Raw genomic sequence first — 15,145 nt, forward strand, 5'->3', positions numbered from 1 at the left:
GCCCAGGGGATTTTGCAAGTGAGAGCGCCTGTGTGCAGCACAGGCAAACATAAGGCGTGACAAGCCTTTGGCAGCGCCAGACCAAAGTCAATTCAGGAACATTTTTCATGTCTGCTGATCAGTCCAGCTTCAATCACCCATCCTTTGGCCGCATGACGGCTGAGCGTGTCATTATTTTTGACACCACCTTGCGTGACGGCGAACAGTCCCCCGGTTTTTCCATGAACCTGGCCGAAAAGCTGCGCATGGCCGAAGCTCTGGCAACATTGGGTGTGGATGTGATCGAGGCGGGTTTTCCCGTTGCCTCCAAGGGGGACTTTGAATCCGTGAACGAAATTGCCCGCCACACCAAGGGGGCCGTTATCTGCGCGCTCGCACGCAGTGGGGGAGCAAAGGATATTGCTGCGGCAGGCGAGGCACTGGCACCGGCAGAGCGCAAGCGTATCCACAACTTTATTTCCACCTCCCCGCTGCACATGAAGTACAAGCTGCGCATGGAACCGGAAACCGTTCTGGACCTGATTACCACCGGCAACACCGCCGCACGTAACCTGACAGATGACGTGGAATGGTCCGCCGAGGATGGTTCCCGCACCGACCCGGATTTTCTGTGCCGCTGCGTGGAAGCCGCGATCAAGGCCGGGGCCACCACCATCAACGTGCCCGATACGGTCGGATACGCGACCCCCGAAGACATGGAAAAAATCTTTTCCATGCTGCGCGAACGTGTGCCGGGTGCGGATCAGGTCATTTTTTCTGCCCATAACCATAACGACCTGGGCTTGGGCGTTGCCAATACGCTGGCCTCCCTGCGCGGTGGCGCACGGCAGGTGGAATGCACCATTAACGGCATTGGGGAACGCGCAGGGAACGCCGCACTGGAAGAAATTGTGATGGCACTGCGCACACGCCACGACCAGTACCCCTACACCACCAACATCCAGACCACCGACCTGCTCAAGGTCTCCCGCATGCTGGCCACCATTACCAGCTTTGACGTGCAGCCCAACAAGGCCATTGTGGGCCGCAACGCCTTTGCGCATGAAAGTGGCATTCATCAGGACGGGGTGCTGAAAAACGCCGCAACCTATGAAATCATGACCCCCGAAAGCGTGGGCTGGAGCCGCTCTTCTCTGGTTATGGGCAAGCATTCGGGCCGTGCTGCCTTCCGCGACAAGCTCAAGGCGCTGGGCTATGCGGACATGGATGACACCCGCCTGAACGAAGCATTCTCCCGCTTCAAGGATCTGGCTGACCGCAAGAAGGTCGTTTACGACGATGACATTGTCGCACTGGTTGATGATGAAGCCCGTGACCACGACCATATCCGCTTTGCAGCCCTGAGCCTGACATCCACCTCGGGCAAACCTTCCGAAGTGGACCTGACCATTCAGGTCGATGGCAAGGACGTGCAGACCAATGCCACGGGCAACGGGCCGGTAGACGCCGCCTTTAACGCGCTGCGTCTGGCCTTCCCGCATGAGGCCCGTCTGGCGCTGTTCAGCGTTGGTGCGGTAACGGAAGGCACGGATGCACAGGCCCGCACCACAGTCCGGCTGGAAGAAGACGGTAAGCTGGTTGATGGCCAGGGCGCGGATGCAGATACCGTTGTGTCCGCCGTGCGCGCCTACGTGCACGCCCTGAACAAGCTGCTGGTCAAACGTGCGCGCACCGCGCCTGAAGCCCTGACCGCCTGAGCAGCGCCCATTGGGGGCCTGCGCCCCCATATAACGAGGCAGATACCCCGCCGCATAAGAAAATTATGCGGAAGTTTATGAACTGAGGGCTTGTCTGCCTCGCTATGCCCCGTTAATCCGTGCAAATATATTGACCAAAGCGACCGTTGGGGTCCCTTTTGTTTGCCTGCCCCTTCCGCACAGTCGCGTAGTGCCGCCTCAACCAGGAGTCCTGGATGTTCTCTCGTCTGCTCGGTCTTATGTCTGCGGACATGGCCATTGATCTCGGTACTGCCAATACCCTTGTGTATGTCAAAGGGCGTGGCATTGTACTGAACGAACCCTCGGTCGTGGCGATTGCAGACATACGTGGCAAAAAGCAGCTTCTGGCTGTGGGGGAAGAAGCCAAGCAGATGGTCGGGCGCACGCCGGGCAACATTGCAGCCATCCGCCCCATGCGCGACGGGGTGATTGCCGACTTTGATGTTGCGGAAGAAATGATCAAACATTTCATTCGCAAGGTGCATAACCGCCGGGCCTTTGCCAGCCCGCAGATTATTGTGTGCGTGCCCTCCGGCTCCACAGCCGTTGAGCGCCGCGCCATTCAGGAAAGTGCCGAAAGCGCCGGTGCACGCCGGGTCTTCCTGATTGAAGAACCCATGGCCGCCGCCATTGGTGCGGGCCTGCCCGTAACCGAGCCTTCTGGCAGCATGATTGTGGATATTGGCGGTGGCACTACGGAAGTGGCCGTTATATCCCTTGGCGGCATTGTCTATGCCCGCTCGGTCCGCGTTGGCGGGGATAAAATGGATGAAGCCATTATCTCCTACATCCGCCGGGCCTATAACCTGCTGATCGGTGAAAGCTCGGCAGAGCGGATTAAAATCAACCTTGGTGCGGCCCTCCCCCCCGATGACCCGGACGACAGCGGCCCCTGGCTGGACGTAAAGGGCCGGGACCTGATCAACGGTGTCCCGCGCGAGGTTCAGGTCTCTCAGGCCCAGATTGCCGAAAGCCTGATGGAGCCGATCAGCCAGATTGTGGATGCGGTCAAGACCGCGCTGGAAAACACCCCGCCCGAACTGGCGGCAGATATTGTGGACAAGGGCATTGTCCTGACCGGTGGCGGCGCATTGCTGTACCGCATGGCCGATGTGCTGCGTCTGGCAACCGGGCTGCCGGTCACCGTGGCAGAAGACGCCCTTTCCTGCGTGGCGCTGGGTACGGGCCGTGCACTGGAAGAAATGAAGCGTCTGCGCAATGTGCTGACCACCATGTACTAACGCCCCGGTTCAGCCACCCCGGCCACTTTGCGGTGCGTGGCTGAATCTGGTTCTTTATGCCGTCAGATATAAGGGCATCCGGTTTTCCATGGTCCCGGTTTCCATTCAGGTAAGGCAGGCATTGAGCAAACTGGTTCTGCCAGTTCTGCTGCTCATGTCTGTCGGGATCATTATTGCCGGGCAGGCCGACCGCCCTTTGGCAGACAAGGCACGCATGCGTGTGGCCGACGTGCTGGCCCCCCTGTGGAGCCTGCTCTCACGCACCCAGACCGACAGCGAACGCTTTGTGCACGGGATACAGGAAGCCCGTAATCTGGCGGAAGAAAACCACCGCCTGAGCGCTGAAAACGCCAATCTGCGGCGCTGGTACGAAGTTGCCGTCTCCCTCGCACGGGAAAATGATACCCTCAAAACCGAACTGCACTGGGTGCCCGAACCCACACCCGCATTTGTAACCGGCCGGGTAGTGGCCGACAGCGGGGGGATTTACGCCCGCGCCGTACTGCTGGTGGCAGGAACAACCAGTGGCGTACAGGTTGGCAACATAGCACTGGCTTCCAGCGGGCTGGCCGGGCGGGTTACGGAAGTTGGCGCGCATGCTGCACGCATCCTGCTGATTACCGACATTGCCAGCCGCCTGCCAGTGGAGCTGGAATCCAGCCATGCCGCGGCCATTATGGTGGGGGACAACTCCCCCCTGCCCCGCCTGCTCTATTATTCGCAGGATACCCGCCCCATAGAGGGTGAGCGGGTTGTGACCTCCGATCAGGCTGGGGCTTTTCCCTCTGGCATTCCCATTGGCAGCGTGCATTACCTGCACCCCGGCCAGCCCGTGGTGCAGCCTTTTGCCCGGCTGGACAGGCTGACCATGCTGCGCGTGTTTGACTTTGGGCAATCCGAGATAGAACCGCCCGAAGCCCCCGGCCATGTGCCGCTAACCCGCCCGCACCGTGCCCTTACGCTGCCATTTAAAACCCTGCTTGGTCCGGGGCAGGAGGGATAACGGCATGTCTGACCCCCACCAGCCCCGCTGGGAACATGATACCGAAACCCAGCTGACATCCCGCCAGCGACTCGACCGTACGGCGCGGCATCTTCTGCCGTCCGTTTTTACGGCGCTGGTCATTATTTTTTTCTCGGCCCCCCTGACTGTTCCCGGAGCGGCGGAGTTGCTCCCGGCCATTGTTATCAACACGATTTTTTTCTGGTCCGTGTGGCGGCCCTCCGGCATGCCCTCGCTGGCCGTGTTCCTGCTTGGGCTTTTTATGGACCTTGTGGGGTTTACACCGCTGGGGGTGAGCGCCTTTATTCTACTACTGGTGCATGGCATTGGCAGTTATGCCCGTTTTGGTCTCATGCGGATGAATTTTTTAGTGGTGTGGTGCCTGTTTGGACTGGTAGGAGCGGCTGCAGCGGCATTGCAGTGGGCGCTGGCCTGCCTGTTCCGGCTCCATCTGCTTGATCCCGCACCCGCCTTTTTTGAAGCCTTGCTCTGCATAGGGGTCTATCCGTTGCTTTCCGCCACTTTCTCGTGGTTCCTGCATATTCTGGACGAGAAGGACACGCCATGACCGCATGGGAGGTGCTCCCATGTGGCTAAAGCGGCGTAAACGCGAGAACCGCCGCTTGATGCCGATCCGGGATCAGAAGGACCCGGCACGCGGCGTATTTACCCGCCGCGCCCTGCTGTGCATGGCGGTACAGGCCGGGGCCATGGGCGAGCTTGCGCGCCGCCTGTACCATATCCAGATCAATGATGGTGACCACTATGCCCGCATGGCGGCCAACAACCGCGTAAGCAAGCGCCTGCTGGCCCCACCGCGCGGGCGTATTGTGGACCGCTACGGCATTGCCCTTGCCAACAACAAGGAAAACTGGCGCGCACTCCTGATGCCGGAGGAAACAACTGACGTTGCCGGCACCATAGAGCGCTTTTCCACCCTGATCCCGCTTGATGAGCGTGACCGCAACCGCATTGCGCGCGAGATGCGCCACCAGCGCCGGTTTGTGCCTGTGATGCTGCGGGACTTCCTCTCCTGGGATGAAATGGCGCGGATCGAGCTCAACGCGCCCTCTCTACCGGGTGTGCTGATAGATGTGGGCACACGCCGCGTGTACCCAGAAGGGGAACTGCTGGCCCATATTATCGGCTATGTTGCCCCCCCTAACGAGAACGACGTGGCACATTCCACCCTGCTGGCCCTACCGGGCATGCGGGTTGGCCGCGCGGGCATAGAACAGAATCAGGACGAGAAACTGCGCGGCACCGCAGGTTCGGTGGAAATGGAGGTTAACGCCGTTGGCCGCGTAATTTCCGAGCTGAACCGCGAAGAAGGCGTGCCGGGGGAAGAAATCTCCCTGACCATAGACCGCGGACTGCAACAAAGGGTGCTCAACCACATAGGGGACCAGACCGCCTCCGCCGTGGTGCTGGACTGCCATAATGGCGAGGTGCTGGCCATGGTCAGCACGCCCTCGTTCGATCCATCCCTGTTTGATAGCGGTGTCAGCCACGCGCAGTGGATTGAATGGACCAACAACCAGCACACTCCACTTATTAACAAGGCGGTGGCGGGCGTTTACCCACCGGGTTCCACCTTCAAACCCGCTGTGGCCATGGCCGCACTGGAGTCGGGGCTGATCTCCCCCACCGACCGGGTTTTCTGCCCCGGTCATCTGGATGTAGGGGGCACGCGCTTCCACTGCTGGTCACGCTGGGGGCATGGGTCGGTTGACCTGCATCTGGCGCTCAAATACTCCTGCGACGTCTATTTTTACGAAATTGCCCGCCGGATCGGCATGGACCGTATTGCCGAAACCGCACACCGCATGGGCCTTGGCGTACCGCTGGATATTGAACTCCCCCATACCCGCACGGGCCTCATCCCTACCCCCGCATGGCGTCAGGCCCACCACCACCACTGGAACGGGGGGGATACCATTGTCAGCGGGATCGGGCAGGGGTTCATACAGGTTACTCCCCTGCAACTGGCCACCTACACCGCCCGCATGGCCACCGGCCGGGCCGTGCAGCCCCACCTGATGCGCGCCATTAATGGCGAGATCAGCCCGATGGCCAGCCCCGAGCACTGGCCCAGCCTGAACATGCCCGAAAAATACTTGGAAGCCCTGCGGGCAGGCATGTTTGCCGTGGTGAACGAACCCCACGGCACGGCCCCCAAGGCCCAGCTTGACCTGCCGGGCATTACCATGGCGGGTAAAACGGGTTCGGCCCAGGTACGCCACGTCTCCCGCGCACTGCGTGAGAGCGGGCACTTCAACTCCGCCAACCTGCCGTGGGAATACCGGCCCCACGCGCTGTTCATCTGCTTTGCTCCGTATGATGCGCCCCGCTACGCCGTATCGGTCGTGATTGAGCACGGCAACGCAGGGGCAGACGCCGCCGCACCACTGGCGCGCAACATCATGCGCGACACACTCCTGCGCGACCCTTCCAACCACACCACACCCCCGCCAGAAAGCGTGGCCGCTGTGGATGACAGCTTTGAATAACCCAATCCGATTCCACAAGCGCCTGTTACGGGCCGAACCCAGCTTCCGCCTGATGGCCAAGCTGTGGCGGATAAGCTGGCTTTATGTTCTGCTGATCTGTGCACTGGCTGGTGTTGGCTACGTTACCCTCTACTCTGCCGCAGGCGGTGTGCCTTACCCTTTTGCAGCCCCGCAGGCCGCACGTTTTGCCGTGGGCCTTGTGCTGATGGTGACCATTGCCATGCTGCCCCCCCGCCTGCTTATGCGGGCATCATGGGGGATGTATGCGCTCTCGCTCGTGCTGCTGGCGGCGGTCCTGCACATGGGCCATGTTGGCAAAGGGGCCGAACGCTGGCTCATGATCGGGGGGCTTCAGGTTCAGCCGTCCGAATTTGCCAAGATCGCCCTTGTGGCGGTGCTGGCCACATGGTTTTCGCGCATGGATTATGCCCGCATGGGCAACCCGCTCTGGCTTATTCCGCCTGCCTTTATGGTGCTGGTGCCAGTTGGGCTGGTGCTCAAGGAACCCAATCTGGGCACGGCGGTCATTATCGGGGGTATTGGCGCATCCCTGTTTTTTACGGCAGGCATGCGGCTCTGGCAGATTATTCTGCTTGTTCTGCCATTGCCCTCCCTTGTGCAGTTTGCCTACGGGCACCTGCATGATTACCAGAAGGCGCGCATTACCACCTTCCTCCACCCCGAAAATGACCCGCTTGGGGCAGGCTACAACATTATCCAGTCCAAGATTGCCCTTGGGTCCGGGGGTATGTGGGGGCAGGGTTACCTGCACGGCTCGCAGGGGCAACTGAACTTTCTGCCCGAAAAGCAGACGGACTTCATTTTCACCATGATTGCCGAAGAATGGGGCTTTATCGGTGCGGCCACCGTCATTGCCCTGCTGGTGCTGCTGATTATGGGCGGCATGATCATGGCCATACGCTGCCGCAACCGTTTTGGCCGGCTGATTGCGCTTGGCATCAGCATGAACTTTTTCTTTTACTGTCTGGTCAACCTCTCCATGGTCATGGGGGCAATTCCGGTTGGGGGGGTGCCTCTGCCGCTGGTTTCCTACGGTGGATCGGCCATGCTGAATGTTATGCTGGGGTTTGGGCTTCTGCTTTCAACATGGGTCCATCGGGACACACGGCTGGACGAAAGCAACGGCCGCACAGCCTGACACCCGCAATAAAGCTTGTGTTTTTGGTTTGATCTGCTCTTGACTTGGTAGGGTTGCACTTTTAGCTTGCACGTTAAAGGTAACACTTAGTACTGTTTTTTCACCTTCATTTGTCCACTCTGTTTTCTCCACAAAGCGGCCTGCGGCTCAAGCTCCCATCAGGGCAGGAAATGGCTTATTTCCCGGCTCCTGCACTGCCTGACCAAGCCTGAAATGTGCGGAAAACCTTTCAACACACAGGGCCACACCAAAGTGACAACACACACTTTTTCTCTTCGTCCGGTCCTGCTCTGCACGGTTGCCCTGCTTGCGCTGGAAGGCTGTAAACGCCAGCAGAGCGCACCGCAGGTGCCACCGCAGGCGGTGGGCGTTGTAACCATGCAACCCCAGCCCGTAAGTGTGCATACCAGCCTGCCCGGCCGTACGGATGCGTTTGAAATTGCTCAGGTCCGCCCTCAGGTCACGGGCGTTGTGCTCAAACGCCTGTTTATTGAAGGCTCGGACGTTGTCGCTGGCCAGCAGCTCTACCAGATTGACCCCGCCCGCTACAAAGCCGTGTACGACACCGCCCGTGGCCAGCTGGCTCAGGCCATGGCGCTGGATGGCACAGCCAAGGCCAAGGTCCGCCGCTACAAGAAGCTGGTACGTGAGCACGCCGTAAGCCAGCAGGATTATGATGACGCCGTAGCCGCAGAAAAGCAGGCACAGGGCCAGATACAGAGCGCTCAGGGGCAGGTGGAAAGTGCTCAGGTCAACCTTGGTTACACCAAGATGTATGCCCCGATCTCCGGGCGTATCGGCCGCACACTGATTACGGTAGGCGCGCTTGTTACTGCCGAGCAGACCTCCAACACAGCCATTATCACCCGGCTGGACCCCATTTATGTGGACGTTAACCTGCCCGCCATTACCCTTTTGCGCCTCAAGCGTGAACTGGCGGAAGGCCGTATCAAACGTCAGGCCAATGGCGAGGTCCCCGTGGTTCTGACACTCGAAGACGGCTCACCTTACGAGTTCAAGGGCCACATGGCATTGGCCGAAGTGAACGTGGATACAACAACCTCCACCGTTATCGTGCGTGCGATCATGCCCAACCCGCAAAAGCTGCTGCTGCCGGGCATGTATGTCCACGCCCAGCTTGACGAGGGGATTGACCCCAACGCCCTGCTGGTCCCCCAGGAAGCCGTCAGCCGCAACACCCACGGCGACCCACAGGTATGGATTGTGCAGCCCGACAACACCGTGGCCCTGCGCCAGATCCAGATCGGCATGGCCATAGGCACCAACTGGCTGGTGACAGACGGGCTCAAGGCCGGTGAGCGCGTGGTGGTCAGCGGCACGCAAAAAATAACCCCCGGAGCCAAGGTCTCGGTGCAGGAAAGCAAGCCCAAGACCGACACCGCACCCGGTGCTGCGGCACAGCCTGCACAAAAAGGGCAGTAAATCCATGTCGCTTTCGCGGTTCTTTATCAACCGACCCATTTTTGCGTGGGTGATCAGCCTGATCATCATGCTGTTTGGCGGCCTGTCCATCCTGCGGCTGCCTGTTGCCCAGTACCCCAGCATTGCCCCGCCCCAGATCGCCATTACCGTAACCTACCCCGGCGCCTCCGCCGATACGGTGAACGATACGGTCGTGCGCCCCATACTCCAGCAGATGTTCGGGCTGGATCATCTGGAATACATCTCTGCCCAGTCCTACGCTTCGGGGCAGATGGAAATTGACCTCACCTTTGAGCAGGGCACCAACCCCGACATTGCTCAGGTGCAGGTGCAGAACAAGCTCCAGCTTGCTCAGCCCAAACTGCCACAGGAAGTGACCGCCCAGGGGCTGAGCATTACCAAGGCCGTCAAGAACTTCATGCTGGTGCTGGCCTTTATTTCCACCAACAATTCCATGACCGGCTCGGACATTGCCGATTATGTGGCCTCCAACATTTCTGACCCGCTCAGCCGCGTAACCGGCGTTGGTGACCACACGCTCTTCGGGTCCGAATATGCCATGCGCATCTGGCTGGACCCCAACAAGCTGTTCAACTACGGCCTGACCGTGCGGGATGTTGAAACCGCTATCCAGACCCAGAACATTCAGGTTTCATCGGGTGAGCTCGGTGGCCTGCCTGCCCGCAAGGACATCCGTCTGGATGCCACGATCATTGGCCCGACCCGCCTGACATCGGCTGGCGAGTTTGAGAAAATCCTGCTCCGGGTCCAGCCCGATGGCTCGCAGGTCCGCATCAAGGATGTAGCGCGGGTGGAACTGGGTCCGCAGACCTACAACACATCCTCTTACTACAACAATCACCCGGCATCGGGCATGGCGCTCAAGCTCGCCCCCGGCGCCAACCAGATTTCGACCGAAGCGGCAGTCCGCGCCAAGATTGACGAACTGGAAAAGTTCTTCCCGCCGGGCCTGAAAACCGTTTACCCGCTGGATACGGAACCCTTCATCACCCTCTCCATCGAGGAAGTGATCATCACCCTGCTTGAAGCCATCGGACTGGTCTTTCTGGTCATGCTGGTGTTTTTGCAGAACTTCCGTGCAACGCTTATCCCCACCATTGCCGTGCCGGTTGTGCTGCTGGGCACTTTTGGCCTGCTCAACATCTTTGGTTTTTCCATCAACACGCTCACCATGCTGGCCATGGTGCTGGCCGTAGGCCTGCTGGTGGATGACGCCATTGTGGTGGTGGAAAACGTGGAACGCGTGATGTCGGAGAAAAAACTCTCCCCCATCGAAGCGGCCCGCGTTTCCATGGACGAAATTTCAGGCGCGCTGATCGGCATTGTGCTGGTGCTGACCGCCGTGTTCTTGCCCATGGCGGCCTTTTCCGGCTCGGTCGGGGTTATTTACCGGCAGTTTTCCATTACCATTGTCTCTGCCATGTGGTTGTCCGTGCTGGTGGCCATGGTGCTTACGCCTGCTTTGTGCGCCACCATGCTCAAACCCGGCACGCATGTTAAAACAACCGGCCCTGCCGGCTGGTTCAACCGCAACTTTGAGCGCCTGACCAATGGTTACCTCAAGGGGGTGCGCAAGCTTATTTCCTCCACCGCGCTGTCCATTACCTGTTTCCTGCTGATCAGCGCACTGGCGGGCTATCTGTTTACCCGCCTGCCCAGCGGCTTTTTGCCGGACGAGGATCAGGGGCTTATTTTCGGGCAGGTTACTCTGCCCCCCAATACGCCCATGGAGCAGACCACACAGCTCAACCGCGAAATTACGGATTATATCCTGAAGTCGGAGAGCGGGCTTGTGGAATCCGTTTACGCCATCAGCGGGTTTAACTTTGCCGGGCAGGGCCAGAACTCGGGTGCATTCTTTATCCGCCTGACAGACTGGAAAAACCGCCCCCTTGCAAGCCAGACATCAGCCGCCATCGCAAAGCGGATCATGATGCATTACTGGTTTGACCCGCGCGCCCAGATCTTTGCCATCAACCCGCCTGCCGTGCTCGAACTGGGCAACGCCACAGGGTTTGACCTTGAACTGGAAGACCGTGGGCACCTTGGCCACCAAAAGCTGCTGGCGGCGCGTAACATGGTGCTCGGCCTTGCCAGCAAGGACCACCGCCTGCTTGCGGTGCGCCCCAACGGTATGGAAGACGCATCACAGTATCATCTGGATATTGACCGCGAAAAGGCCAACGCGCTGGGCATTACGATTGATGACATCAACACAACAATCGAAGGGGCGCTGGGGTCGATCTACGTTAACCAGTTCACCCGCAATGACCGCGTAAAACAGGTTTATATTCAAGGCGACATGGATTCTCGCATGCTGCCGCAGGACCTGAACAAATGGTACATCCGCACCAACACCAACACGCTGGCCCCGCTGGATACCTTTATTCGCGGATACTGGCTGACCGGCCCGCAAAAGGTTGAGGATTACAACGGCTTTAACGCCTTTGAAATTCTGGGCCAGCCCGCAGCCGGTTACAGTTCGGGTGATTCCCTTGATGCTATCAAGGATATTCTGAAAAAACTGCCGGAAGGCATAGGCTACGAATGGACCGGCCTCTCGTTTGAGGAAATTTCCTCTGGCTCCTCCACCGGGCCGCTCTATGCACTCGCCAGTCTGGTTATTCTGTTGTGCCTTGCCGCACTTTACGAAAGCTGGGCCATTCCGTTTGCGGTCATGCTGGTTATTCCTCTGGGTATTCTTGGCTCCATTGCCGCCACCTTGTGGCGGGACATGAACAACGACGTGTATTTTCAGGTCGGGCTGCTGACCACCGTTGGTCTGGCTGTTAAAAACGCCATTCTTATTGTGGAGTTTGCCAAAGCGGCTTTTGAGCGTGGGGAATCTCTGGAGGACGCGGTTATTACCGCATCGCGCGAACGCCTGCGCCCCATTCTCATGACCTCAATCGCCTTTGTTGTGGGTGTGTTCCCACTTGCCCTTGCTGCCGGGGCTGGCTCCGCATCCCGCGAGGCCATTGGTACCGCAGTGGTTGGGGGCATGGCCACTGCAACACTCCTGGCCGTTTACTTTGTGCCGGTCTTTTTTGTTCTGGTGTTGCGTGTGTTTAAGGTCAAACGCATCAGCGAACGTAAACAGGCCACCACCCCCGTCCAGACCGCAACAGGGAACGAATAAGATATGGCTCCTCAGTCCTTTTTCCGTCGCTCCCTGCGGCTCCGTGCGGTTGTCATGGCCGTTGCAACAACACAGGCACTCTCCGCGTGTACCATGATCCCCAAATACACGCGGCCCACGCCCCCGCTGGCCACAACATGGCCAGACTATGCCCAGACCGGGGATAAGCTGTTACCCAAAGTGGCAGCCGATATTGGCTGGCGCGAGTTCTTTGTAGACCCGCGCCTGCAAGCCCTGATCACCATTGCCCTGCGTGAAAACCGGGACCTGCGCACATCCGCCTCCAATATCGCCACGGCACAGGGCGAATATGACGTGCAGCATGCGGGCCTGTTCCCCACCATTTCCGCCACGGGCGGGCCTATGTATCAGGCACCATCCGATGCGGCAGGGCTTAGCTTTGCACCAGGTCTGGATACCGACAAAACAGGCGGCGGCATGGCCCGCAACCCGTTCCGCTACTATTCCGGCGGGATTGGTTTTTCCTCCTACGAGATTGACCTGTTCGGGCGTATCCGCTCCCTGACCAAGGAAGCCGCCGAACGTGCCCTGTCCCAGCAGGAAAACATGCGCGGCATGGTTATCAGCGTCGTCTCGCAGGTAGCCATGGCCTATATTACATGGCTGGGCGACCGGGACACGCAGGCACTGGCGGCAAGCACGCTGGCCAGCCAGCAGAACAGCCTGAAGCTGACACAGGACAAATACGCCCACGGTGAAGAAAACCTGCTGACCGTGCGGCAGCTGGAAACACAGGTACAGCAAAGTGCGACCCTGCTCACCGATGCCCGCCGCAAAGTGGAGCAGGACGAAAACCTGATAACCCTGCTGATTGGCGCGCCCATTCCGCAAAACCTGCCAGCTCCCCTGCCTTTGGGCAAACAGTCCATTCTGGCGGACCTGCCCGCTGGCCTGCCATCGGACCTGCTGACCCGCAGACCCGATATTACAGCGGCAGAACATGACCTTCTGGCCTCTCAGGCCAGCATTGGGGCAGCACGCGCCGCGTTCTTCCCCCGTCTGACGCTCACAGCAACGGATGGTGTTTCCAGCTTGCAGTTCCACAAGCTGTTTACGGCGGCAGCCACAACATGGGGCCTGAACCCCAGCCTCCAGATTCCACTTTGGACATGGGGCATGAACAGCGGCAACCTCAAGGTGGCCAAGGCAACCCGTAACGGCAAAATTGCCGCTTACGAAAAAACGGTGCAAAGCGCATTCCGCGAAGTGGCCGATGCCCTCGCCGCCCGCAAAGCCTATCTGGACGAAAAAAAGCAGATGGATAGTCTGGTTTCGGCCTCGGGCGATGCCTACCGTCTGGCAAAACTGCGTTATGAAACCGGGACAGATTCCTACCTGACCACACTGGATTCACAGCGCTACTACCTACAGGCCCAGCAGTCCCAGATTACGGTTGCGGTTGCAAAATACCAGAATCTTGTCACCATTTACCGCGCGATGGGCGGCGGCTGGCAGGCAACCTCCACTCCCCCCAGCACAGCACAACAGCCTGCTGCGCAGTCTGGCACCCCAAAAGGGGGGTAAGCCAGACCAGACTCAATAAAAAAGGCCGCTCAAGAGCGGCCTTTTTTACAAACTCTACCTTGCCCGCATTTAGTGCTTGGCAGGTGCCTGCCCCAGCCGGAGCACCCAGAGCTGGGCAATGTCATAGGCACCATTATCCCCGGCAACGCTCTTTAGGGTCTGTATGGCTTCAGCCTTGTTGCCTGCCTGCATCTGGGCAAGGCCAAGGTGCAAGCGGGCAATATTGGGGTCTGTTACCCCTTTGGTTATGGCCTGCTGCATCAGTGCCAGCCCTTTGGCGGCCTGCCCGAACGTGACGTAATTATACCCCACATTCAGCAGTTCATTGCCCGATGTCTGGGCAAGGGCGGATTTTTCATCCGCTTCGATGGATTCCTTTTTGGCAGCAACAGTTTTTTCCACCATTGCCTTCAGGCGTGCCTGCCGGGGCGCTTCTGCACCTTGGCCCAGAACACCCTGCTGGTATCCCTGATTCATCAGATCCAGCGCAAGCTGGGGCATATGGCCCTGCATGGCAATTTCGGTCATTTCCATAAAATCACGTGCGGTGGAAATATCCCCTACCGCCAGACGAATACGGTACACATCCAACTGCAGGGAAGCCGGGATTTTTGTATTCACGACCAGTTCGTGCAGCAGCAACGCCCAGTATTCCTTTTTGGGGTAATAGGTTGCCAGCAGAACATAGGCGTGTGTCGCTGTCGTGGAATCCTTAAGCGCCGTGGCACTTGCCGCAAGCATCTGCAACTGCGATTCCACGGGCTTCTGCCCGGCCTTGACCGTTCTGGACACAATTGGCGTTAGAACGCTGAGTGTATGGGCATAGTCTTTTTGCAGATAATAAGACTGTGCCAGCAATGTTTCCATTGCCGGGTTGGGGCCCGCTTCCTTGAGGTAACGCTGGATAGCCGCAGCAGCCCTGGGGTAATCCTTGGCGTTATACGCCATGCTCCCTTCGGACATCAGCATCTGGTTTTTCAGGTTACGCGGTGTACGGGGGGAGGCGATCAATTTTTCATACGCGGCGGTTGCCTGAGCCACATTACCCGCCTGCGAAGCCACAGCAGCCCGCATCTGCGCAATAGTGTAGTCCTCATATGCGCTTTTACCCGCGACCGCATCTGCCTCGTTCACAGCATCCATGGCCTTGGCGTAGTTATGCGCAGCAAGAGCGCTCTGGGCCTGCTGCAATGCCACGCCAACGGGCTGGCTTAGTGTATCCGCCGCCTGCACGGCCGGAATGGCAAAAGAGACAACAGCCGCGGAACACAAAAGGCTCCGCACAAAACGCATGGTCATGATCTTCTTCACTCCCTTACTGATCGACGAACTGTTCCTGCCCGACGATGCCCATCTGGGTGACCCC

The 15,145-nt window shown here is 59.0% G+C and carries 10 protein-coding genes; 9 read left to right on the forward strand and 1 reads right to left on the reverse strand.

Annotated elements, in window-relative coordinates; genetic code table 11:
- Positions 1–107 precede the first annotated feature (107 nt).
- From HK20_RS10235 to HK20_RS10275, 9 genes are all read left to right on the forward strand, one after another.
- Entirely contained in the window at positions 108–1,697 is a 1,590-nt protein-coding gene (locus HK20_RS10235) for a 2-isopropylmalate synthase (protein ID WP_086646968.1), read from the forward strand.
- Between the two features lie 215 nt (positions 1,698–1,912).
- Positions 1,913–2,959 carry a rod shape-determining protein gene (locus tag HK20_RS10240; RefSeq protein ID WP_086646969.1) on the forward strand — a complete coding sequence of 349 codons (1,047 nt, stop codon included), beginning with the start codon at positions 1,913–1,915 and terminating at the stop codon, positions 2,957–2,959.
- Positions 2,960–3,047: 88 nt separating this feature from the next.
- On the forward strand, positions 3,048–3,962 hold the full coding sequence (gene mreC / locus HK20_RS10245; RefSeq protein ID WP_086646970.1) for a rod shape-determining protein MreC: 915 nt from the start codon (positions 3,048–3,050) through the stop codon (positions 3,960–3,962).
- Between the two features lie 4 nt (positions 3,963–3,966).
- Positions 3,967–4,530 (forward strand): rod shape-determining protein MreD, encoded by a 564-nt coding sequence (locus tag HK20_RS10250; RefSeq protein ID WP_086646971.1) that lies wholly within the window; start codon positions 3,967–3,969, stop codon positions 4,528–4,530.
- A gap of 19 nt (positions 4,531–4,549) precedes the next feature.
- Positions 4,550–6,472, forward strand: coding sequence for a penicillin-binding protein 2 (mrdA, locus tag HK20_RS10255; RefSeq protein ID WP_086646977.1), 1,923 nt, complete (start codon positions 4,550–4,552; stop codon positions 6,470–6,472).
- Between the two features lie 4 nt (positions 6,473–6,476).
- Positions 6,477–7,631 carry a rod shape-determining protein RodA gene (gene rodA, locus HK20_RS10260; RefSeq protein ID WP_086646976.1) on the forward strand — a complete coding sequence of 385 codons (1,155 nt, stop codon included), beginning with the start codon at positions 6,477–6,479 and terminating at the stop codon, positions 7,629–7,631.
- Positions 7,632–7,883: 252 nt separating this feature from the next.
- The gene (locus HK20_RS10265; protein ID WP_233129175.1) at positions 7,884–9,074 is read left to right on the forward strand and encodes an efflux RND transporter periplasmic adaptor subunit; all 1,191 of its coding nucleotides are present in this window, start codon (positions 7,884–7,886) and stop codon (positions 9,072–9,074) included.
- Positions 9,075–9,078: 4 nt separating this feature from the next.
- Positions 9,079–12,234, forward strand: coding sequence for an efflux RND transporter permease subunit (locus HK20_RS10270; RefSeq protein ID WP_086646978.1), 3,156 nt, complete (start codon positions 9,079–9,081; stop codon positions 12,232–12,234).
- Positions 12,235–12,288: 54 nt separating this feature from the next.
- The gene (locus HK20_RS10275) at positions 12,289–13,779 is read left to right on the forward strand and encodes an efflux transporter outer membrane subunit (RefSeq protein ID WP_233129177.1); all 1,491 of its coding nucleotides are present in this window, start codon (positions 12,289–12,291) and stop codon (positions 13,777–13,779) included.
- Between the two features lie 69 nt (positions 13,780–13,848).
- Here the strand turns inward: HK20_RS10275 and HK20_RS10280 are convergent, their stop codons facing one another.
- Entirely contained in the window at positions 13,849–15,078 is a 1,230-nt protein-coding gene (locus HK20_RS10280) for a tetratricopeptide repeat protein (protein ID WP_086646974.1), read from the reverse strand.
- Positions 15,079–15,145 lie beyond the last annotated feature (67 nt).

The organism is Acetobacter sp. DsW_54, from assembly GCF_002153575.1.
In the GTDB taxonomy this organism is placed as follows: Bacteria; Pseudomonadota; Alphaproteobacteria; order Acetobacterales; family Acetobacteraceae; genus Acetobacter; species Acetobacter fabarum.